The sequence below is a fragment of the Lentzea sp. NPDC005914 genome, assembly GCF_040629405.1.
In the GTDB taxonomy this organism is placed as follows: domain Bacteria; phylum Actinomycetota; class Actinomycetes; order Mycobacteriales; family Pseudonocardiaceae; genus Lentzea.
Window position 1 is genome coordinate 181344 of sequence record NZ_JBEXVQ010000006.1, and the last position, 20460, is coordinate 201803.

General features: G+C 68.7%; 16 protein-coding genes. 4 read left to right on the forward strand and 12 right to left on the reverse strand.

Annotated elements, in window-relative coordinates; all coding sequences use genetic code 11:
• Positions 1-16: 16 nt before the first annotated feature.
• The gene (locus tag ABZ345_RS10705) at positions 17-4972 is read right to left on the reverse strand and encodes a fibronectin type III domain-containing protein (RefSeq protein WP_359845329.1); all 4956 of its coding nucleotides are present in this window, start codon (positions 4970-4972) and stop codon (positions 17-19) included.
• A 95-nt stretch (positions 4973-5067) separates the two neighbouring features.
• Complete coding sequence (locus tag ABZ345_RS10710) at positions 5068-5811, reverse strand: class I SAM-dependent methyltransferase (RefSeq protein WP_359845332.1); 744 nt, start codon at positions 5809-5811, stop codon at positions 5068-5070.
• Between the two features lie 94 nt (positions 5812-5905).
• Here ABZ345_RS10710 and ABZ345_RS10715 point away from each other — a divergent pair, with 94 nt between their 5' ends.
• A complete protein-coding gene (locus tag ABZ345_RS10715; protein WP_359845335.1) occupies positions 5906-6724 on the forward strand; it encodes a VOC family protein in 819 nt (272 codons plus the stop codon).
• Here ABZ345_RS10715 and ABZ345_RS10720 read toward each other — a convergent pair.
• From ABZ345_RS10720 to rpsB, 7 genes are all read right to left on the reverse strand, one after another.
• A complete protein-coding gene (locus tag ABZ345_RS10720; RefSeq protein ID WP_359845338.1) occupies positions 6721-7269 on the reverse strand; it encodes a hypothetical protein in 549 nt (182 codons plus the stop codon). The two genes, ABZ345_RS10715 and ABZ345_RS10720, sit on opposite strands and share 4 nt — an antisense overlap.
• Entirely contained in the window at positions 7266-7799 is a 534-nt protein-coding gene (locus ABZ345_RS10725; protein WP_359845341.1) for an RNA polymerase sigma factor, read from the reverse strand. The genes ABZ345_RS10720 and ABZ345_RS10725 overlap by 4 nt, the downstream gene beginning before the upstream one ends.
• 31 nt (positions 7800-7830) lie before the next feature.
• Entirely contained in the window at positions 7831-8688 is an 858-nt protein-coding gene (locus ABZ345_RS10730) for a phosphatidate cytidylyltransferase (protein ID WP_359845343.1), read from the reverse strand.
• A gap of 69 nt (positions 8689-8757) precedes the next feature.
• Positions 8758-9315 (reverse strand): ribosome recycling factor, encoded by a 558-nt coding sequence (frr, locus tag ABZ345_RS10735; RefSeq protein ID WP_359845346.1) that lies wholly within the window; start codon positions 9313-9315, stop codon positions 8758-8760.
• 57 nt (positions 9316-9372) lie between these two features.
• Positions 9373-10119 carry a UMP kinase gene (gene pyrH, locus ABZ345_RS10740; RefSeq protein WP_359845349.1) on the reverse strand — a complete coding sequence of 249 codons (747 nt, stop codon included), beginning with the start codon at positions 10117-10119 and terminating at the stop codon, positions 9373-9375.
• An 86-nt stretch (positions 10120-10205) separates the two neighbouring features.
• The gene (tsf, locus tag ABZ345_RS10745) at positions 10206-11021 is read right to left on the reverse strand and encodes a translation elongation factor Ts (RefSeq protein ID WP_359845351.1); all 816 of its coding nucleotides are present in this window, start codon (positions 11019-11021) and stop codon (positions 10206-10208) included.
• A gap of 72 nt (positions 11022-11093) precedes the next feature.
• Positions 11094-11939, reverse strand: coding sequence for a 30S ribosomal protein S2 (rpsB, locus tag ABZ345_RS10750; protein ID WP_359845353.1), 846 nt, complete (start codon positions 11937-11939; stop codon positions 11094-11096).
• Between the two features lie 355 nt (positions 11940-12294).
• On the opposite strand from rpsB, the gene ABZ345_RS10755 reads away from it, so the two are divergent.
• Complete coding sequence (locus tag ABZ345_RS10755; RefSeq protein ID WP_359845356.1) at positions 12295-12768, forward strand: peptidoglycan DD-metalloendopeptidase family protein; 474 nt, start codon at positions 12295-12297, stop codon at positions 12766-12768.
• Positions 12769-14270: 1502 nt separating this feature from the next.
• Here ABZ345_RS10755 and ABZ345_RS10760 read toward each other — a convergent pair.
• Both ABZ345_RS10760 and ABZ345_RS10765 read right to left on the reverse strand, forming a co-directional pair.
• Positions 14271-15281 carry a FliA/WhiG family RNA polymerase sigma factor gene (locus ABZ345_RS10760; RefSeq protein ID WP_359845359.1) on the reverse strand — a complete coding sequence of 337 codons (1011 nt, stop codon included), beginning with the start codon at positions 15279-15281 and terminating at the stop codon, positions 14271-14273.
• Complete coding sequence (locus ABZ345_RS10765) at positions 15256-16233, reverse strand: tyrosine recombinase XerC (protein ID WP_359845362.1); 978 nt, start codon at positions 16231-16233, stop codon at positions 15256-15258. Before ABZ345_RS10765 ends, ABZ345_RS10760 begins: the two co-directional genes overlap by 26 nt.
• Before the next feature lie 208 nt (positions 16234-16441).
• Between ABZ345_RS10765 and ABZ345_RS10770 the strand changes: the two genes are divergently transcribed.
• Both ABZ345_RS10770 and ABZ345_RS10775 read left to right on the forward strand, forming a co-directional pair.
• Positions 16442-16912, forward strand: a complete 471-nt coding sequence (locus ABZ345_RS10770; protein WP_359845365.1) for a hypothetical protein — start codon at positions 16442-16444, stop codon at positions 16910-16912.
• Between the two features lie 47 nt (positions 16913-16959).
• The gene (locus ABZ345_RS10775; protein WP_359845368.1) at positions 16960-18933 is read left to right on the forward strand and encodes a M48 family metalloprotease; all 1974 of its coding nucleotides are present in this window, start codon (positions 16960-16962) and stop codon (positions 18931-18933) included.
• Here the strand turns inward: ABZ345_RS10775 and dprA are convergent, their stop codons facing one another.
• Positions 18934-20073, reverse strand: coding sequence for a DNA-processing protein DprA (gene dprA / locus ABZ345_RS10780; RefSeq protein WP_359845371.1), 1140 nt, complete (start codon positions 20071-20073; stop codon positions 18934-18936).
• Positions 20074-20460: the final 387 nt, after the last annotated feature.

The window sequence follows — 20460 nt, forward strand, 5'->3', positions numbered from 1 at the left end:
CTTCATGATCGCGACATCAGTAGCCGGCCCGATCGCCTGACCTGCTGCACAACCTCTGAATGTTGTCGAACCTCTGGTAGCCGCCCCGCTCCAGGCCCGCCTGGACCTCGAAGGCGTTGTTCTTCCACATTTCGCCCGTCTGAATCTTCGACCTCGCGGATTCGCCGATGTACGCCGCCACGAACAGCGGGAACCCCACGACAGGCGGGTATCCGCCCTCCTGCATGGAGTGGATGGCCTCGTGCCGCAGCAGGTCCTGACCGAACGTGTTCACCACACCGGCGCCGCTTCTCTGGCGCAGGTACATGTTCTGGTAGGCCTCACAGCGGATCCAACTGTTCAGATCGGCCCTGCTGTAGGGGTAGAAGAAGTAGTCGCCGATGGTCGACGGCTGGTCTCCGCCGACCGACCAGTTGAAGCAGATCTTCTGCCGGAAGCTGTTGTCGCACTCGAGGTTGATCACGGCGAGCATCGCGTGACCGTTCGCGCCGTTGCTGGAGTTCGACCCGTACGACGGTGGCGAGCCGTAGGGCAGCCACGGCAACGAGACCTGGCTGGCCACATTGCTGCTCTCCGAGCTACCGGTCATGTTCCGCGCGATCACCCGGAACTCCCAGACGATGCCGTACGTCGACGGGTCGAACAGCGAGTTGGTCTGGTAGGTGGTCGTCCAGGGATACCAAGCACCTTCGTGGCTGGCGTTGCGCACCTCCACCGAGTAGCTCACGCCGGACACCGGGTTCGGGTCCCAGCTCAGCGGGATCCGCGAGTTGTAGGCGTAGGACGGGGCCTGGAGCCCTGTCGGTTTCGCGGGCAGCGGCGGCATCGGTTTGACCGTCACCTCGTTCGACGGCGGGCTCTGACCTGCCTGGTTCGCCGCCGTCACCCGGAACGAGTAGTTGAAGCCGTTCAACAGATTCGTTGCGGTGAAAGAAGTTCCGCTCGCCGGGAACTGGTAGTAGAACCAGTCGTTCTGCCCCTGCGGCTTGAAGTAGACCCAGTAGAACACCGGCCCGGACGGACTCGGGTCCCAGGTGAGCGTCGCCTGGCCGTCGCCCGCGGTCACCCGCAGGTTCGGCGGCGCGGCGGGCAGTGGCAGGAACGGCCGCGCACTGACCACGTTGGACGCGGGTGACTGACCGCCGAGGTTGGCCGCCGTCACCTTGAACTCGTAGGTGAACCCGTTCAGCAATCCCGTTGCCACGAAAGAGGTTCCGCTCGCCGGGTACTGGAAGTAGTACCAGTCGGGGTGCCCCTGCGGCCGGAAGTACACCCAGTAGTACACCGGGCCGGACGGACTCGCGTTCCACGACAGCGACACCTTGCCGTTGCCCGCCACCGCACGCAGGTTGGACGGAGCGGCGGGAGGCGGTGGCACCGGCGTGGCGCGCACCGTGTTCGACGGGCCGCTCTCCCCCGCCACGTTGCCGGAGATCACGCGGAACTCGTACTGATGACCGTTGGCCAACGGCCTGACCGTCAAAGCCCAGTTCGACACCGGCAGCGGCAACCGCTGGAACCCACCTTGACCAGCAGTGATGTCGCGGTACTCGACCCAGAAGTAGGTCGCCTGGTCGACGGCGTTCCACCCGAGGCCGACCTCACCGTCGCCCGCGATGGCAGTCAGCGAAGCCGCGGCGGGCACCGGCGGCAACGGCCGTGCGCTGACCACCGGGGTCGTCCGGCTGTCACCGGCCCAGTTCGTCGCAGCGACCTTGAACTCGTAGGTGTGGCCGTTGGTCAACGGCTCCAGGGTCGCGTTGGGCGAGCCGAACGGCACCTCCAGCTTGCGGAAGTTCTCACCGAGAGAAGCATCGCGGTAGTACACCCAGTAGAGGACGTCGGGGGTGCTGCTGGCCGTCCACGAGATCACGACGCGACCGTTGCCGGGCGAGGCGGACAGGCCCGACGGCGGTTGCGGCAGCCCGCCGAGCGACTTGATCGAGACGGTGTTCGACGCGGTACCGAGCCAGCCCGCGTTCTCCGCGCGGACGTAGAACTCGTAGACGTGCCCGTTCTGCAGCTGCTCCCACGACAGCAACGTCTTGTCCGTCGGGAACGCGGCCCGCGTGAACCCGGTCTCGCCCGCCGTCACGTCCCGCCGGTACACCCAGTAGAAGAGGTTCGGCCCGGCGGAATCCCACGCCAGGTCGATACTTCCGTCACCGGCAGCCGAGCCGCGCAGGTTCGCGGGCGCGCCGGGAACCGCGAACTGCGACTTCACACTGACAACATCGGAAGCCGGTCCGTCACCCGCAAGGTTGGTCGCGGCGATCTTGAACGCGTAGACGTGCCCGTGTGTCAGCCCGCCCGCGGTGAACGAGGCGTCGGAAGCGGGGAACGGCAGCTTGGTGAACTGCTGTCCGGCGGTCACGTCACGCTGGTAGATCCAGTAGTAGACGCTCGGCTGCGCGGTCCAGGACAGCTTGATCTCACCAGAGGCCTGCGGCGTCGAGGAAAGCCCCGTCACCTTGGGCGGCAACGGCGGCATCGGCTTCGCGGACGCCGGAGCGCTCGCGGCGCCCTCGCCACCGGCGGTGATCGCGGAGACCTTGAACTCGTAGGTGTGCCCGTTGGCGAGCAACCCGGCGGTGAACGAGGTCCCGTCGGTGATCGGGTACTCGAGCTTCGCGAAGTTCGTGTCGCCCGCGGTGACGTCCCGCTGGTAGATCCAGTACCAGGCACCGGGGGCGGGCGCTGTCCAGTTCAGCGCAACGGTTCCGTCGCCGGGCGTCGCGGTGAGGTTCGTCGGCGCGGCCGGTGCGTCGTACCGGGCGGTCGCCTGGACTTCGGCCGACAACGGCCCGTCGCCACCGGCGTTGATCGCGCTGACCTTGAACGCGTAGACGTGGTCCTTGAGCAGCAATCCCGCGGTGAACGTCGTCCCGTTCGTGACGGGGTAGTCGAGCTTGGTGAAGTCGGTCTCGCCCGCGGTCACGTCCCGCTGGTGGATCCAGTACCAGTGGTTCTCGCCGGTGGAGCTCCAGGTCAGCTTGACGCCGCCGTCGCCCTGAGCCGTCGCCGTGAGGTTCGCGGGTGCGGCGGGCTTGTCCCATCTGGCCGTCACGCTCACCGCGGCCGACTTGGCCGACTCCAGGTTGAACCTGTTGACCGAACTGACCGCGAACTCGTACACGTGCCCGTTGGTCAGCAACCCCGGCTGGGCCGAGGTGCCGTTGGTGACGGGATATTCCAGGCGCTGGAAGGCCGCCCCCGCGGTGACGTCGCGCTGGTAGATCCAGTACCAGAGCCCGTCACCCGCGGAGTTCCAGCTCAACTTGGCACTGCCGTCGCTCTGCGCCACGGCGGTCAGGCCGGCCGGTACCGGTGGCGGCGCGGAGATCGCGGTGGCGCTCACCACGTTCGACGGCGGGCTCTCGCCACCACCGTTGCGCGCGATGACGCGGAACTCGTAGGCGTGGTTGTGCAGCAGGTCCGTGACGGTGTGGGTGGTGTTGGCGGGACTGGGGAACCAGACGTCGGCGAAGTCGGTGTCGCCGGCCGTCACATCGCGCTTCTGCACCGCGTACAGCACGTTGCTGCCCGGCACCGCGTCCCACGCGAGCGCGACGTCGACGTCGGTGCCGGGTGTCGCGCGCAGGTTCGCCGGCGCGTTCGGCGGGATGACGTGTGCGGTACCGGAAACCGTTGCGGAGAAAGCACCTTCGCCGACACCGTTGACCGCGGCGACCTTGAACTCGTAGGTGTGCCCGTCCTTGAGGCCGCCCAGTTGCTGCGACTTCGTCGTGACGCTGTTGGGGCCGTGCGAGAAGTGCGTCTGCCCGGCGGTCACATCCCTTTGGTAGAGCCAGAAGCTGAGCCCGTCCGGCGCGTTCCACGTGACCGTGCCACCGCCGTCGGTGCCCAGCGCCAGGCTGACGTTCGCCGGCGCCGCGGGCACACCGGGTCCGGGGCTCGGGCGCGGCCAGGTGATGTCGGCGAACCGCGGCCGGTAGATCCGCGCGTCCTTGTAGTTGTCCTCGTTCTGCAGGCTGTTGACGTTGTAGGACATGAGCAACGTGCCCGTGGCCGCCTGTTCCTGATGCAACTGGGCGTCGTAGGCGAACTGCCACGGGTTCAGCCCCGGCTCGGGCGCCTTGAGCAGGTAGGCAGGCCCGGTGAACGGACCTGTCGGCGCGGAAGCCGTGTACGCGACGAACCACGGGCTGAAGCCGACGTTGCCGTCGTGCGTGACGACGACGATCTGCCCGTCCTTGCGGATCACCGAGAACCCGGTGCCGCCACCGGAGAACAGCCGCTTGGACCGAGTCTCGTCGCTCCCCCACGCCGTGCCGTCCCAGAACTGCCACGCCGCACTGAGGTTGCCCGACGGCACCCGCGCGACGTGCGCGAACTTGAAGCCGTCGGCGTCCTCCGTGCCGTAGACGTAGTCGTAGCCGCCGTCGGACAGGATCGCCGAACCCCAGCCGATCTTGTTCTGCAGCGACAGGTCGGTGACGCTCGCGACCGTCAGCCCGGGCAGGGTGAACGTGACGAGAGTGGTGCCGACCCGCTGGAAGCCGAGCGGGCCGGAGCCGGCGTTCTTGTACCGCCCGTACAACGCTTTCACCGCGTTGCCCTGCACCGTCGCGGCCCCGATCCAGTGGAACTCGTCGGGGTTGGTGCCGGTCACGAGCGTGGTCGGGTTCTGCGGGGTGCCGCCGTGCAGCGTCTGCACGAGCTGGTCGCCCTGCTGCACCACCACGGAGTTGCGGATGAACGGCGCCGTCTTCGGACGACTGAAGTCGGCGTTGACGGTGCCGAGGAACGTGTCCGAGAAGAACCACGCGGTCCGGCCGTCCGGCAGCCGCACCGAGACCGTGCTGTCACCGCCGGTCCAGTGCCCGCCCTGGTTTCCGTAGGCGGTGAACATCGCGCTCAGGTCGGCCGCGGGCGGCGCCGCGTACGAGGCCGGCGGTATGACCAGCACGCTGAACAGCATCAACAACGACAGCAGGAACCGGCGTCTCATCACGTACCCCCAGTAGTACGTCGCAGCGACGAAGCTGAGGGACTGTACATATGTGACGAGCTCGCGGGACAGCACCCGAACGGTCTAGCGGCGGATCACACGATCAACCCCGTGGGCTTGCGGCGGACGTGCAGCCGGTAGCCCACGGGGAAGCTCAGGCCGTCGACGGACGCGATCGCGCGTTCGGCGACCTTGGCCGAGAACTCGATGCGCAGCACGGACTCCAGGTCTTCCCGCTTGTCGAAGCGCCACTCCGCGGTGACCCGTCGAAGCGAGAACCCGTTGTCCGCGAAGAACTTCTCGACCGCCTCCGGGTCGTAGCGCGGTTCGTCGGCACGCAGCCACGGCCCGTACGGATCAGCCGAGCCGTCCAGGTCGACGATCGCCAGGGCGCCGCCGGGACGCAGCACCCGGTCGGCCTCGCGCAGGCCCGGTTCGCAGCCCGGTCCGAAGAAGTAGGCCGTGCGGGCGTGCACGACGTCGGCGGAGGCGTCGTCGAGCGGTAGGCGTTGTGCGGGACCGGAAACGACTCGCGCGTTGGGCGAGGAGGCCACGCGGTTGCGGGCGCGCACGACCAGCGGCGGATGCGGTTCGACGCCCACGACCGAACGCGCGGATGAGGCGAAGATCGGCAGGTGGAAGCCGTCACCGCAGCCGACGTCCACGACGTCGAGGCCTTGAAACGGGCATTCGTCGCGCAACGCCGTCCAGATCGCGCCGTGCACGTCCTGGGCGCGGTTCTCGACCTCGTAGACGTCAGGCCAATGCCAGATGTTCGGACTTGGCACCACGTCCACCGGGCGCACCGCGTTCAGCGCCGCCCGCACGAATCCCCTCACGAAGACACTGTAGGGCTTCGATTTGCCGGTGACCGTTCGAATTCGTCCAACTACGGCGTAGCGTAACCGCATCTCTCCCCTGCAGGAGGCGGCAGTGTCGATCGCGCCCAACACGCCCCAGCTCGCGCCGTTGCTCGGAGGAAGCCCGTGCTGGGTGGAGCGGTCGGTGGACGACCTCAAGGCGGCGATCGAGTTCTACACCGGCCTGTTCGGCTGGCACTACGCCGACGACGCCGGCTACACCGTGGCGATGGTCGACGGCATCCCCGTCGCCGGACTGCCGCAGGGTGAGCCGGAGCAGTGGCTGTTGTACCTGGTCACGCCGCACGCGCGAGCCACCGCCGAGAAGGCCTTCCACCTGGGCGGATCGGTGCTGCGCAACCCCGAGGACGCCGCCGACCACACGCAGAGCACGGTGATCGGCGACCCGACCGGTGCCGTCGTCGGGTTCCGGCACGTGCCGCCGGACTGGCGGTTCGGCACGGGCGGGCACGGCGCCTACGCGTGGGCCGAGCTCAACACCCGTGACGGCGCGGCGGCCGACGAGTTCTTCGGCGAGCTGTGCCACTACGACATCACGCAGATCGGCGACGGGCACCGGCTGGACTACGCGACGTGGTCCGTCGAGGGCACCGAGGTCATCGGCAGGCAGAAGATGGGGCGCGAGTTCCCGTACGGGGAGCAGTCGCACTGGATGGTGTACTTCAACGCCGCGCCCGAGATCGGCACCGACTCGGTCGCCTACCGGGTGCTGGAGCTCGGCGGCCGGGTGACCGTCGAGCCCTACGACACCCCGTACGGACGCATCACCGTCGTCGAGGACCACGCGGGAATGGCGTTCTCGGTGATCGACCAGTCCCGCGTGATCGAGGCCGGGCCGCGCATCGAGGCGGACGACCCGTACGACGACTAGCTGCCCTGCATCGGCACGCACTTCGGCATCTCACCGCGCGCGTACCCAGCGCCGAACTGCAGGCCGCGACCACGCTGGATCGCGGAGAGGACGAGCTGCGCGTCCGCCGGGATCCGCTCGGGATGGATCTTCATCTGGTAGATGTCGTCCATGTTCCACTCGACCGCCGAGGTCTGATCCGGGTCCAGCAGCTGAATGTTCTCGATCTTGAACCACTCGTCCCACGAGCAGTCCTTCCTGATCGGCACGGCGATCGCGCGGATGCCGTGCTTGCGCAGCTCCGCCGTCGCCGCCTCGAAGGCCTGGACCTCGCGCACCGTCAGCGTCACCGAACCGTCCGGGTTGTCCACCACGGCGTACGCGGGTGGCGCGCCGCCGAAGTAGGTCGACGCCGCCAACGCGCCCGTCCCGAGTACGACTACCGCGGCCGCTGCGCCGATCCAGCGCTTGGTGCGCCGGCTTTGCCGCTTCGCCATGTTCTGCAGCAGCGCCTGTCCGTGCTCGTGCTGCAGCTCAGCCCACAGGTTGTCCTCGAACTTGCTCATCGTGCCTCCACCTCGTCGTCGACGACCGCGCGGAGGCGTGCCATGGCGCGATACAACCTGGTGCGCATCGCTCCCTTGGGCACGCCGAGCGCCTCGGCCGCTTCCCTGGGTGCGAGACCGCAGAGGTGCACCAGCTCGACGGCTTCCCGTTCCAGCTCCGGCAACTCCGTGAGCCGTTCCAGCAGCGCGCGGCCAGGCCGTTCGGCGTCGATGCGGGCCTCGAGCTCAGCCAGTTCGTCGCTGTCGAGCTCGCGCCGGCCGCCGACCCTGCGCACGAGCTCGCCGCTCTTCGCGGACTGCTCGGCGTGCGCGGCGAAGGTATGCCGGGCGATGCCGAACAACCAGCTCGACGCGGACCCCTTGGCGGGGTTGAAGGTGGCGTACGACGTCATCGCGCGGACGAACGTGTCCGCGGTCAGGTCGCCGACGAGCTGCGGGTCCACGCACCGTCGCGCGAAGAACCGGGTGATCGCGCCGACGTTGTCGCGGTAGATCCGCTCGAACGCCGCCAGTACCTCGTGGTCTCTCACAACCACTACTTGCGGCGTTGTGCGGAAAACGTCACTGGATGAAGAGGTGCAACAGCAGCCAGGAGGCGACTGCGGACGGCAGGAGCGAGTCCATCCGGTCCATGATGCCGCCGTGGCCGGGCAGCAGCGTGCCCATGTCCTTGATGCCGAGGTCGCGCTTGATCAGCGACTCGACCAGGTCGCCCGCCGTGGCCGTGACGACGAGCGCGGCACCGAACAGCACGCCCTGCCACCACTGGCCGTCCAGCAGCAGCGTCAGCGTGAGCGCACCGCCGACCATGCCCGCGACCAGGGAGCCCGCGAAGCCCTCCCACGACTTCTTCGGGCTGATCGTGGGCGCCATCGGGTGCTTGCCCAGGAAGACACCGGCCGCGTAGCCGCCGACGTCGGACAGCACGACACCGATGAGGAACGCGAACGCGCGGCCCGCACCGTCCTTCTCGGGGACGACGAGCATCGCCGCGAACGCCGCCATCAGCGGCACGTACGCGACCGTGAACACCGACGCGCTGAGGTCGCGCAGGTAGCCGTCGGAGCCGCCGCGGAACCGCCAGATCATGCACACCAAGATGGTGATCACGAAGGCCGTCATCATGCCCGAGCGTTCGTACGGCCAGGACAGCCAGATGATCGCCTGACCGCCGACCAGCGCCGGCCACAGTGCGACGTCGATACCGCGCTTCTTGAGCTCGGACGCCAGCTCCCACGTCGCCACCGCCGCGGCTGCCGCGACGATGGCGATGAAGGTCTGCCTGACGGTCAGCAACGACACGATGATGACGGCGCCGAGCCCGACGCCCACCAGGATCGCCGACCGCAGGTCACGTCCCGCGCGCGAAGGCTTCGACGCCGGCACGTCCGCGGGACTGCCTGCCACCTGTGCTCCCATCACGACCTCCACCCGGCCTGGGCATTCACGCCTGCGGCGCGATTCGGCCGGGCGAAACCATCAGGAACATCAGACTTCGAGAAGTTCGGCTTCCTTGTGCTTCACGAGCTCGTCGACCTGCGCGGTGTACTTGTGGGTCAGAGCGTCGAGCTCCTTCTCACCACGCGCGCCGTCGTCCTCGCCGACCTCGCCGTCCTTGACGAGCTTGTCGATCTCTTCCTTCGCCTTGCGGCGGACACCGCGGACGGAGACGCGCGCGTCCTCGCCCTTCTGCTTGGCGACCTTCACCATGTCCCGGCGGCGCTCCTCGGAGAGCTGCGGGATGACGATGCGGATGATGCTGCCGTCGTTGCTCGGGTTGACGCCCAGGTCCGAGTCCCGGATCGCCTTCTCGATGGCGTTGAGCTGGCCCGCGTCGTACGGCTTGACGACCGCCATGCGCGCCTCGGGAACCGTGATGCTGGCCATCTGGTTCAGCGGCGTCATCGAGCCGTAGTAGTCGACGTGGATGCGGTTGAACATCGAGGGAGTCGCACGACCGGTCCGTACGGAGGCGAGGTTCTCCTTCGCCACCGAAACCGCCTTTTCCATCTTCTCCTCGGCGTCGAGGAGGGTCTCGTCGATCACGACTGCTCCCTTGCTCTGCGTGTGCTTCTTCCCGGTTCCTGTCAGATCCCAGCAGGTCTAGAAGGCCGGGCGGCCACCGGGGGTGCTGACCAGTGTGCCGATCTTCTCACCACGCACCGCGCGCGCGATGTTCCCCTCCGTGAGGAGGTTGAAGACGAGGATCGGCATGTTGTTGTCCATGCAGAGGCTGAAGGCCGTGGCGTCGGCGACGTTGAGGCCGCGCTCCAGCACCTCGCGGTGGGTGATGTTGTCGAACATCAACGCTTCGGGGTCGATCTTGGGGTCGGCCGTGTAGACACCGTCGACGGCCTTGGCCATCAGGACGATCTCGCAGCCGATCTCCAGAGCGCGCTGGGCGGCGGTCGTGTCGGTGGAGAAGTACGGCAGGCCCGCACCGCCGCCGAAGATCACGACACGTTCCTTCTCGAGGTGACGCATCGCGCGGCGAGGGATGTACGACTCGGCGACCTGCGTCATCTGGATCGAGGTCTGCACGCGGGTGTCGATGCCGTGCTCGCGTTCGAGGAAGTCCTGCAGCGCCAGGCAGTTCATGACCGTGCCGAGCATGCCCATGTAGTCGGCACGCGAACGGTCCATGCCGCGCTGCTGGAGCTCGGACCCGCGGAAGAAGTTGCCACCACCGATCACGACGGCCACCTGCACGCCGGACTTGTGGACGGCCGCGATCTGGCGGGCGACTGTCTGGACGACATCGGGATCGACACCGACGCCACCGCCGCCGAACATCTCGCCACCGAGCTTGAGCATCACCCGGTTGTAGCCGTGGCTACCTTCTTCGCTCACAGGTCCTCTCCTTGTGCCCTGGGGAACTGCCGTGGACACGCCAAGGGCGGGGTCGCATTGTCGCCGCAACCCCGCCCTCACCGCGATCAGCTCTGGCCGACCTCGAACCGCGCGAAACGGGTCACCGTCACGCCGGCCTCGTCCAGAAGAGCCTTGACCGACTTCTTGCTGTCGGTCACGGAAGCCTGCTCCAGGAGCACGACGTCCTTGAAGAAACCGTTGACGCGACCCTCGACGATCTTGGGGAGCGCACCCTCGGGCTTGCCCTCCTCGCGAGCGGTCTCCTCGGCGATGCGACGCTCGTTGGCGACGATCTCCTCGGGGACGTCCTCGCGGGTGACGTACTTCGGGCGCATCGCGGCGATCTGCATCGCGGCACCCTTGGCGGCGTCGGCGTTGTCACCGGTGTACTCGACCAGGACACCGACGGCCGGCGGCAGGTCCGCGGCACGCTTGTGCAGGTAGACCGAGACGGTGCCGTCGAAGTCGACGGCCTTCGCCAGCTCGAGCTTCTCGCCGATCTTGGCGGAGAACTCCTGGACCAGCGCGTCCACGGTCTTGCCGTCGACCTCGACGGCCTTGAGGGCCTCGACGTCGGCGACCTTGTTGGCCTTGGCGATCGCGACGATGTCGTCGGCCAGGGCGATGAAGTCGGCGTTCTTGGCCACGAAGTCGGTCTCGCAGCGCAGCTCGACCATCGCGCCGTCCTTGACGGCGACCAGGCCGTTGGACGTGGTGCGCTCGGCGCGCTTGCCGACGTCCTTGGCGCCCTTGATGCGCAGGATCTCGACGGCCTTGTCGAAGTCGCCGTCAGCCTCGTCCAGCGCCTTCTTGCAGTCCATCATGCCGGCGGCGGTCAGCTCGCGGAGCTTCTTGACGTCCGCGGTGGTGTAGTTCGCCATCGTTTTCCTTCTGCGATGTACGCGCGTGAGTCACGCGCCGCCCGCTGGTGGGCGGGCGGCGCGTGGGGGAAATCAGGACTGGACGGGCTGCTCGGCCGGGGCTGCCTCGGCCGGGGCCTCAGTCGCGACGGCGGCGTTGGTGGTGAGGAGCTCCTGCTCCCACTCCGTCAGCGGCTCGTCGCTCGCGACCTCGGGCTTGTCCTGGCCGTCCGCGGCGTCGCGGCGGCCACCGGAGCGCTGCATGAGACCGGCGGCGGCGGCCTCGGCCACGACCTTGGTCAGCAGAGCCGCGGAACGGATGGCGTCGTCGTTACCCGGAATCGGGTAGTCGACCTCGTCCGGGTCGCAGTTGGTGTCGAGGATCGCGACGATCGGGATGTTCAGCTTGCGAGCCTCACCGACCGCGATGTGCTCCTTCTTGGTGTCCACGATCCACACGGCACTGGGCACCTTGGACATGTCGCGGATACCGCCGAGCGTGCGCTCCAGCTTGTCCTTCTCGCGGTTCATCATCAGGATTTCCTTCTTGGTGAAACCCTGGAAACCGCCGGTCTGCTCCATCGTCTCGAGCTCCTTGAGGCGCTGAAGCCTCTTGTGGACCGTCGAGAAGTTGGTGAGCATGCCGCCCAGCCAGCGCTGGTTCACGTAGGGCATGCCGACGCGGAGGGCCTCGTTGGCGATGGCCTCCTGCGCCTGCTTCTTCGTGCCGATGAACAGGATCGACCCGCCGTGCGCGACCGTTTCCTTGACGAACTCGAAAGCCCGGTCAATGTAGGTCAGCGTCTGCTGCAGGTCGATGATGTAGATGCCGTTGCGCTCGGTGAAGATGTAACGCTTCATCTTCGGGTTCCAGCGCCGGGTCTGATGCCCGAAGTGCACGCCGCTGTCAAGCAGCTGCCTCATGGTTACGACGGCCATGGCCGGTTCGCACCTCATCTGTAGTGACGCTTGCGCGTCGTTCCGGTTGCCGCCCCGAGCCGGTGGCTCGAAGCCCTGGTGCCAGTACCGCCGCCCGTACCTGCGGAAGATCTCTCCACCATCAGGACCGTCGGACGTCGTGACTCGACCCGGCTGGGATCAGCTGGTCGGATCTGCGTTGGCACGCGAAGTCGTCCCGCGATAGACGGGACGCGCCCAAAAGTCTACCCCCCACCCCCGACAAACTTCGAATCGCCCCCCGCCCACCGTCCGCAGTTATCCACACCCCGCGACTTGTCCACAGTTCCCCGATACCCCCTGGTCCCCAGGCTGCCCCTCCCCCCACCGTTGACCCATGCCCCTCCTCCCCGCCGCCCTGCTGCTCACGACCCTCCTGACCCCGCCCTCCACCCGCTTCTCCTGGCCGCTCCCACCTCCACACCCGGTGGTCCGCACCTTCCAAGCCCCCGCCACCCCGTTCGGCCCGGGCCACCGAGGCGTAGACCTCTCCGCCCCAGCCGGCTCCCCAGTCCTGGCCGCCGGCGACGGCGTGGTGGTCTACGCGGGCGCCGTAGCGGCCCGAACACTGGTCTCCCTGCAGCACCCAGGTGGCCTGCGAACGACCTACGAGCCGGTCACCCCAGCCGTGACAGCCGGCCACCAGGTCCGCCGAGGCGACGTAGTAGGCCACCTACAAGAGGGCCACTGCCCCTCGCCGTGCCTGCACTGGGGCGCCCGCCGCGCCAACGAGTACCTGGACCCTCTGCGCCTGGTGACGTGGGCCCGAGTCCGCCTGCTCCCACAGGCCCCCAAACCGCCCAGCGGCTAAATCCTCCGCTGCCGGCGGCACTGCCTCCGCCCGCAGCGGCCCGATAGGGCGCTTTCCCGCCGCCAACCCCGGCGGTAGACCAGCGGCGCGTCCCCGACACGCGCCGCAAGCGCCCACCAGGTGCCGGGAGGCGGGCCGCGCCCAAACACCCGCCCGCCTCCCGGCCCCTGTCCTCCGCCACCCACAGCCCAGCCGCGCGCGGCCAGCCCATGCCGACGGTTCCCTCGCTCGATCTCCCGCCTGCCTCCGGCAGCCCTGTCCTCCGCCCACCCACAGCCCAACCGCGCGCGGCCAGCCCATGCCGACGGTTCCCTCGCTCGATCTCCCGCCTGCCTCCCGGCAGCCCTGTCCTCCGCCCACCCACAGCCCAACCGCGCCCGGCCAGCCCATGCCGACGGTTCCCTCGCTCGATCGCCCGCCACAGCCCACCGGGTCTAGCCCGCACACACCGACCGCGCCCTCGACGCCGCTCGCCGCGGCGGTTGACGGCAACTCGCCCCCTTGCCCGCCGCAAACGCCCGGAAGGTGCCGGAAGACTGGCCGCACCCGAACACCCCGCCCGCTCCCGGCACCCCTGTGCTCCAACCACCCACAGCCCAGCCCGCCCACGCCAGCCGCGCCCTCGCTCGCCCGTCCGCCCGCCACCGCGTCGCCGCTCGCACACACGGCCCGGCCAGCCCTGTCTGTCCACGTCCCCCGAGCCACGCACTTCCCGCCCGCCCGAACTGTCCCCCGGAGTGCAGCTCAGCCAGCTCCCACTTCACGCCGAGCCTCTAGGCCAGGTCCGCCGCACCTCACCTCGGCAACCTGCACCGTTCCCACAACCGAGCCCGCCCAGCCCGACCACCTGGCGCTCACCGTCATCACGCCCACCCCGCAAGCGCCCGAAGGCCGCACCCGCACCCCATCCACGTCTCAACCCATCCATCCCCGACCAACCGCAGCCCAACCGGGTCCGCGCTGCCCGGCACCCCCAGGCCGCCCGCCCCCAAACCGCCACCAACCACCTCATCGCCGTTCGCACAGCACGGCCCGACAAGTCCTGTCCACGCCCCCGAGCCAGACGCCTCCCGCCCGCCAACCGTCCCCCGACGAACTCCAGCTCAACCGCTTCTCACTTCACGCTGAGCCGCCGAGCCAGATCCACCGCACCTCACCTCGGCAACGTCCACCGCGCCGCACAGCCGAGCCCATCCAGCCCGACTGCACCCCTGATCGCCCGCCTGCCGCCCCGCCTCCGCGGGCGCTCGAAGGCCCAGCCGAACCGGCCTCCGTGCGCTCGCCGTGACGCCCACGCGGCGTGCTTGGAGGAGCTCCAAGACCCACCCGTTCGAGTGAATTAGGCCTGGCAACGGGCGGAAAGTTGTGTGAAGACATGGTTGTGAGGCTCGTACGGCTTCTCAACGCGTCCGCGCGGAGCGATCCCGGCGTGCGGCGGCGTGACGGTGCGGCCGTGCGGCAGCCCGGCTACGGCCGGGTTGCGGATGAGGAAGGAGGCGCGGTCAGGCCTCGGACTGCTCGTTGAGCTTGGTGCGCAGGCGCAGGACGGCGCGGGTGTGCAGCTGGCAGACCCTGGACTCGGTCACGCCGAGGACCTTGCCGATCTCGGCGAGGGTCAGGTTCTCGAAGTAGTAGAGGGTCACGACCACGCGGTCGCGCTCGGCCAGCTGGGCAATCGCGTCGGCCAGCTGACGGCGGCTGTCCTGGTCGACGAGCGATGCCACCGGGTCTTCCGCGGCGTCGTCGGGCAGCGACTCGGCCAGGGAGGAGCCGCCCTTGTTCGGGGCGATCAGCTCGTCCAGGGCGACGACGCTGGTGAGCTGGAGCTGGCCGTACAGCTCGCGCAGTTCGGCCAGGCCGATCTTGAGCTCTGCGGCGAGCTCGCGGTCGGTGGGCGTGCGCTGCAGCTTGGCGCCGAGGCGTTCCAGGGCGCGCTCGACGTCGCGGGCGCGGCTGCGGACCGAGCGCGGCACCCAGTCCTGCGAGCGGAGGTCGTCGAGGATCGCGCCGCGGATGCGCTGCATGGCGTAGGTCTCGAACTTGAGGCCGCGTTCCGGCTCGAACTTCTCGATCGCGTCTACCAGGCCGAAGATGCCGGACTGGATCAGGTCGGCCACGTCCACGTGGGCGGGCAGGCCGGTGCCGACGCGGCCTGCGACGTACTTGACCAGCGGCGCGTAGTGCAGCACCAGGCGGTCGCGCTGGCCCTGGTCGTGGGACTCGCCGTAGCTGCGCCACAGGGCGACGATGCCGGCTTCGACGTCGTCACCGGACCGGGCGTCCGCGCGCGTCACAGCAGCGGCCGGGACGGCAGTGGGCGTGCCGTTGACATGCGTGTCAGCACCAGGCTCTGCGGTCGACCCGGTGCTCGCCTCGGTGCGCGGCGCGCCGTTCTGACGGTGCCCGTTGCTCGCCTGCTTCGAAGCGGGCGCGGGCACGATGGGTTCAGGGGGCACGGTCGCCGTACGCGATCCTCCCCCTGCGGCGTCAGGAACGGGGGTGGGTTCGGTCATGGATCGCCTTCAGCCGTTCGACAGTGACGTGTGTGTAAAGCTGAGTCGTTGCGAGCGTAGCGTGACCAAGCAGTTCTTGGACGGTGCGCAGGTCCGCTCCTCCTTCCAGCAAATGGGTCGCAGCGGAGTGGCGCAACCCGTGCGGCCCGATGTCCGGCGCATCCGGTACCACGGCGACCACCTCGTGCACCAGACTGCGAACGGCGCGCTGGTTCAGCCGGCCACCGCGGGCACCGAGGAACAATGCCGACGGCGAATCCGGTGCTACCAGGGCGTTTCGGCCCTCGTCCAGCCATCGTCGCAGCGCTCGCTCCGCCGGCACGCCGAACGGCGTGCTGCGCTCGCGTCCACCTTTGCCCAGAACCCGAATCACCCTTAGGGAGTAGTCCACGTCGCCGAGATCAAGACCACAGAGTTCGGCCACGCGGATACCTGTGGCGTACAGCAACTCCACCACGGCCTGATCACGCAGCGCAACCGGATCACCTTCGGAAGCGCCAGAGGATACGGCGGCCATCGCGTCCTTCGCCTGGTCCGCGCGCAACACGGACGGCAACGTCCGATGCGGTCGCGGCGCGGCGAGACGAGGGCCCGGATCCGCGGTCAGATGGCCCGCACGGTACGCCCACGCGGTGAACGTGCGCGCAGCCGCGGCGCGCCGCGCGAGCGTTGTGCGGCTGGCACCCGCGGTGCGTTGCGCGGCAAGCCATGACCGCAAACTCGTCAGGTCGATGCGGCCAAGATCGGCCTGTTCAGGGATATTCCCCGCGACATGTCCAAGCAGCGCAACCGAATCGCCGATGTACGCGCGCACGGTGTGCGGCGACAGATCGCGCTCCAAAGTCAGGTGCCGTTCGTACTGCCGCAACACGTCTGCAACAGACGCCGGCAGCTTTTCGCGCAGGCGAACGAGATCGACACGGCGTGTCCGACCATGCGGCGGCGGGGACATAGGCCAAGACGCTGCGCCAGTCGGGGCGTTTGGTCAAGTATCGCCACACCCTCGCGCCATTTGAGAGCGCTCTCATGATCGCGAACACGATAACGTTTCAACTCCCTGTGACGACCAGGGGTTCGGTGGCACGTACAGATCACCTTTCGGAGTAGCGATGGTAGCCAGCACCACCGTCCGAACAGCCGATGAGCTAGCTCGCCGTGTCGTGGGGAAGATCGCTCCTGAGGAGCTGCCTTCGTTCGACATCGTCGCCGCTCCCTACCTGGAGTCCCCCGAGCAGGCCGAACGCAGGCTGCGCCGGGCCCACGACGACCCGCTGGGCTTCGGCCTGGGCGACATCGTCGCGATGGCGACCCCCGTGGTCGCTCTCGTGTCCGGCAGCGTGATCACCGCGGTGTCCGACAGCGTGGGCAAAGCCGTGCACAAGGGCACCACCAGCGCCTTGCGCAAGGCGTGGCGCAAGCTCCGCGGCAAGCCCGCGGAACCGCTCGAACTGCCGTCCACGCCGCTCACCACGACCCAACTGGCCGAGGTGCGCCGGATCGCCCTCGAGCGCGCCCTGTCGCTCGGCATGAAGCAGCAGAAGGCTGACGCACTCGCCGACGCCGTTGTCGCCGCTCTAGTGCTGCGCGAGAGCGAACAGGACACGGGACGCCAGTCCGGTGAAGCCTCCTGATGACGGAAGCGAAGCCGCAGGTCAACCCCAGGGCCTTACCGTCCGAAATGATCCTCCTGCTTCTCCTCCTCGCGGCGACGGTGCTGCTCAACGTCGTCTTCGTCGCAACCTGGCTGTCCGGCCTCGAACGCGGCGGCGCGGGCGCCCTCCTGCAGAAACTGCAGATGCTCTTGACACCGGGACTCGCGGCGTACGGCCTTTACACGGCGATCCGCATCCGCCGTTCCGTTCCGCTCGGCGAATCAGGCCTCCGCGACGCCAGCAAGGCCGTCACGGAGCTAGTCCTGCAGGTCAATCCTCCACGCCGCGTGGACGTCCGCCTCGGCAAGCGCCTGGGCAGCCGTGCCTACGTCACCGGCGCGCCGCGCAAGCCGATCATCGTGCTCGGCCCGGAACTCCTGGCACTGCACTCGATGCCCGGCGAACGCAAGGCCGTCTTCGACGCCGTGGTGCGCCACGAGGTCGCACACGTGCACGCAGGCGACCTGTGGTGGTACCAGCTGGCCACCGTGCTGCGGTTCTCGAACCTCTCCACGGGTTTCTTCGCCCTGCTGGTGTTGTGGCTGAACGTCCTGTTCGACCGCGGCGACGTCACCTCCTTCCTGGTCAGCACGTTCCGCCTGGCCGCGCTGACCGTCCTCACGGAGCTGATCGCCCGCGCGTTCCTGCGCGCCCGCGAACACTCCGCCGACCTCCACGCCGCGCAGTTCGGCGTAGAAGGCCTCCTGGCCGCCGTCCAAGCACACGAAACCGCGCAGACCCGCTCGGTCGTCCGCACCTGGCTGCGCCGTCACCCCGGCGCTGACGAACGCTCCCAAGCCCTGACGAACCCGATGCGTCTGCTGGCCTCACCGATCGGCCAGATCTTCCTCGGCGCCGCAGCAGCAGGCGCCGCCTTCGTCACGTTGCAGGATCTCCTTCTCAATGGCAGCAGCGGGGACAAGTCGACCCCGCTGATCACCGGTGTGGTGATCGGCATCCCGCTGACCTTGTTCACGGCCTTCGACCTTTGGCGCGGGACGTGGCAAGAGGACCGCAACCGCTTGCGTCCCCTGCTGACCGCGGCCGCTCTGCTGGGCGGTCTGGTGATCGGCAGTCATCTGCCGCTCTACACCCGGATCTTCGACGAGGCCCCGATCGGCATCCCGATCGCGCCGTCCACGCTCCTCCCTTTCGCCGTCGGCACGCTCGGCTTGTGCTGGTGGCTCGACGCCCTGAGCACGGCGTGGCGCAGGATCGACCCGGGCGCTTCCCGGATGCCCTCCTTTCTCAGGTATGCCGTGCCCGCCGCCTGCGTGGCCGGCGGCTGGCTGTTCGCGGTCTTGTGGACCTGGTCAGCCAGACTGCGCGGCCTCTACCTCGGCTGCCCCACCGAGGAAGCCAAGAACCTGGCGATCTGCCGGTCCCCGACACCCCAGTCGGACATCGCGCTCAAGGTCGCGACGGACTTCGGCTTCACGTTCTGGTCGATCCTCACCGTCCTCGTCGTCGCGGCGACCCTCGTGATCCCGCACTACCTCCGCACCCGGACGCTCCGGCCGGTAGCAGTGGCTTTGGTGGCAGTGCTCGTCGTGCTGGCAGCCCTGTGGACAACCCAGTCATCTCCGCCGCCACTCGACCGAGCACGCGCCGAGTTCCGCCTGGTGCTGAAAACAGAGACGCCGGCCCCTGGCGACTGCACACCGCCGTTGGACAGCAACGTGAAGTGCTCCGCCGACGGAAACGAGAGGTTGACGCTGGGCCCGACAGTCCTGTCCACAGTGGACATCGCGGACGCAGTGGCGGAACAGACCACGACGGGCTACGCCATCCGTCTCGAGTTCACCTCCGATGGCCAACGCCACTGGGAGGACACGACGAGGGCGAACGTGGGCCGGTTCATCGCGTTCCTGGTGAACGACGAACTGCTCGCCGCTCCCCAGATCACCCAGCCCCTGACCGGCGCCTCTGCCCAGCTGCCGGGCCCGTTCAAGACCCTCGACCAGGCCAAGAAGGTCGCGGACGCCATCCGAGGCGACTGATCACGGCACCTCCAGCTTCTGCCAGCCGCCGTCGCTCTGCAACGCCAGCCCGGCAAGCTCCAACTCAGGCAACAAGGCCCGAACCCGCTCCAGCTGCACCCCGGACTCCACCGACACGACCTCGTCACTGACGCCGGTCCGCTTCCCCAAGGCCTCGTACACCCGCATGGCTTCCCCTTGAGGTGCCCCGAGCTCGCTGTCCTTCTCGGCGGGCTCGGTGGCGAGGTCGTCCCCGAACCGCCCCACCGACTCCACGATCTCGGCCACCGAACTGACCGAAACCGCCTGCCCGTCCCGCAACAACTCGTGACATCCCACCGAACTGGCCGACGTCACAGGACCAGGCACAGCCATCAACGGCCGCCCCAACGCCAGCGTGATCGCAGCCGTGTTCTTGGCCCCGCTACGCCGCCCGGCCTCCACGACGACAGTGCCGCCGCTCAACGCCGCGATGAGCCGGTTGCGCATGAGAAACCGATGCCGCGCAGGCGTAACGCCGGGCGCGTACTCGCTGACGATCACCCCTTCGCGCGCGATCCTCCCAAGCAACCCTTGGTGCCCGGCGGGATAAGCGAAGTCCACTCCGCACGCCAACACCGCCACCGTCAGCCCGCCACCTCCAAGCGCACCCCGATGCGCCGCGCCGTCAATCCCATACGCGGCACCGGATACGACGGTCACACCCGCCCCCGCCAGCCCGAACGCGAACTCGGCGGCCACGTGTCCGCCATACCCGCTGGCAGCCCGCGACCCGACGATCGCCACAGCCTTGTCCGTCGCCACAGCGAGGTCCTGCTGCCCGCGCACCCACAACGCCAACGGCTCACCCCCACACCTCTGCGCCGCCGCACCTCGAAGCGCCACCAACGGCCACCGCGGCCACTCGTCGTCCTCGGGGATGAGCAGCCGCCCACCGCGCTTGGCGATGAGCTCGAGGTCCTGATGGACCCGCTCCTCACCCCTGCGAGCCGACGTCTGACTGGCAACGGACGGCGACACCTCGCCCGCGCGCACCCGCTCCGCGGCCTCAACCGGACCGACCTGCGCGACGAGCGCGGCCAGCGCTGCCGGGTACGGCTCGGCCACGCGGGACAGATACGCCCTCGCCAGGCGGATGGCGTCGGTGGGTGGGGCGGTCACCGGAACCACCACCAGGGGAGCCACCGGTGCCACGGGTCGGGGCGCCACGGGCTGGGTGGGCTGGAGCCGGAGGAGCGTCTGCGGACTGTGCACGGCAGTTGGAGGAGGGCGGATGCCGCGGAGGAGGCGGCTGGGGCGAGAAGTGGGGTCATGGTCGGGTTCCTGTTCGAGGTCGTGTGGGGTGAGCGGGCCGCCCGCTGGGGAATGGGCGAGCGGCCCGCTTGGAACCGGACGCGAGCCGAGGCTCGAGGCTCTGCGCCCGGCAGCTTGGGAAGGCGGATGCCGGGTTAGGCGGGTGTGGTCGGGCCGGGGCCGGGTGGTCGGTGAGCGGCGGAGTGGGTTGCCGGGTGGTGTGGTTGTGGGACGGGTCGCACGTCGGCGGGCTGA

Coding starts and splice junctions, on each gene's coding strand:
- ABZ345_RS10705 (WP_359845329.1), bottom strand. CDS start 4,972: ATGAGACGCCGGTTCCTGCTGTCGTTGTTGATGCTGTTCAGCGTGCTG.
- ABZ345_RS10720 (WP_359845338.1), bottom strand. CDS start 7,269: ATGAGCAAGTTCGAGGACAACCTGTGGGCTGAGCTGCAGCACGAGCAC.
- ABZ345_RS10730 (WP_359845343.1), bottom strand. CDS start 8,688: ATGGGAGCACAGGTGGCAGGCAGTCCCGCGGACGTGCCGGCGTCGAAG.
- tsf (WP_359845351.1), bottom strand. CDS start 11,021: ATGGCGAACTACACCACCGCGGACGTCAAGAAGCTCCGCGAGCTGACC.
- rpsB (WP_359845353.1), bottom strand. CDS start 11,939: ATGGCCGTCGTAACCATGAGGCAGCTGCTTGACAGCGGCGTGCACTTC.
- ABZ345_RS10755 (WP_359845356.1), top strand. CDS start 12,295: ATGCCCCTCCTCCCCGCCGCCCTGCTGCTCACGACCCTCCTGACCCCG.
- ABZ345_RS10760 (WP_359845359.1), bottom strand. CDS start 15,281: ATGACCGAACCCACCCCCGTTCCTGACGCCGCAGGGGGAGGATCGCGT.
- ABZ345_RS10765 (WP_359845362.1), bottom strand. CDS start 16,233: ATGTCCCCGCCGCCGCATGGTCGGACACGCCGTGTCGATCTCGTTCGC.
- ABZ345_RS10775 (WP_359845368.1), top strand. CDS start 16,960: ATGATCCTCCTGCTTCTCCTCCTCGCGGCGACGGTGCTGCTCAACGTC.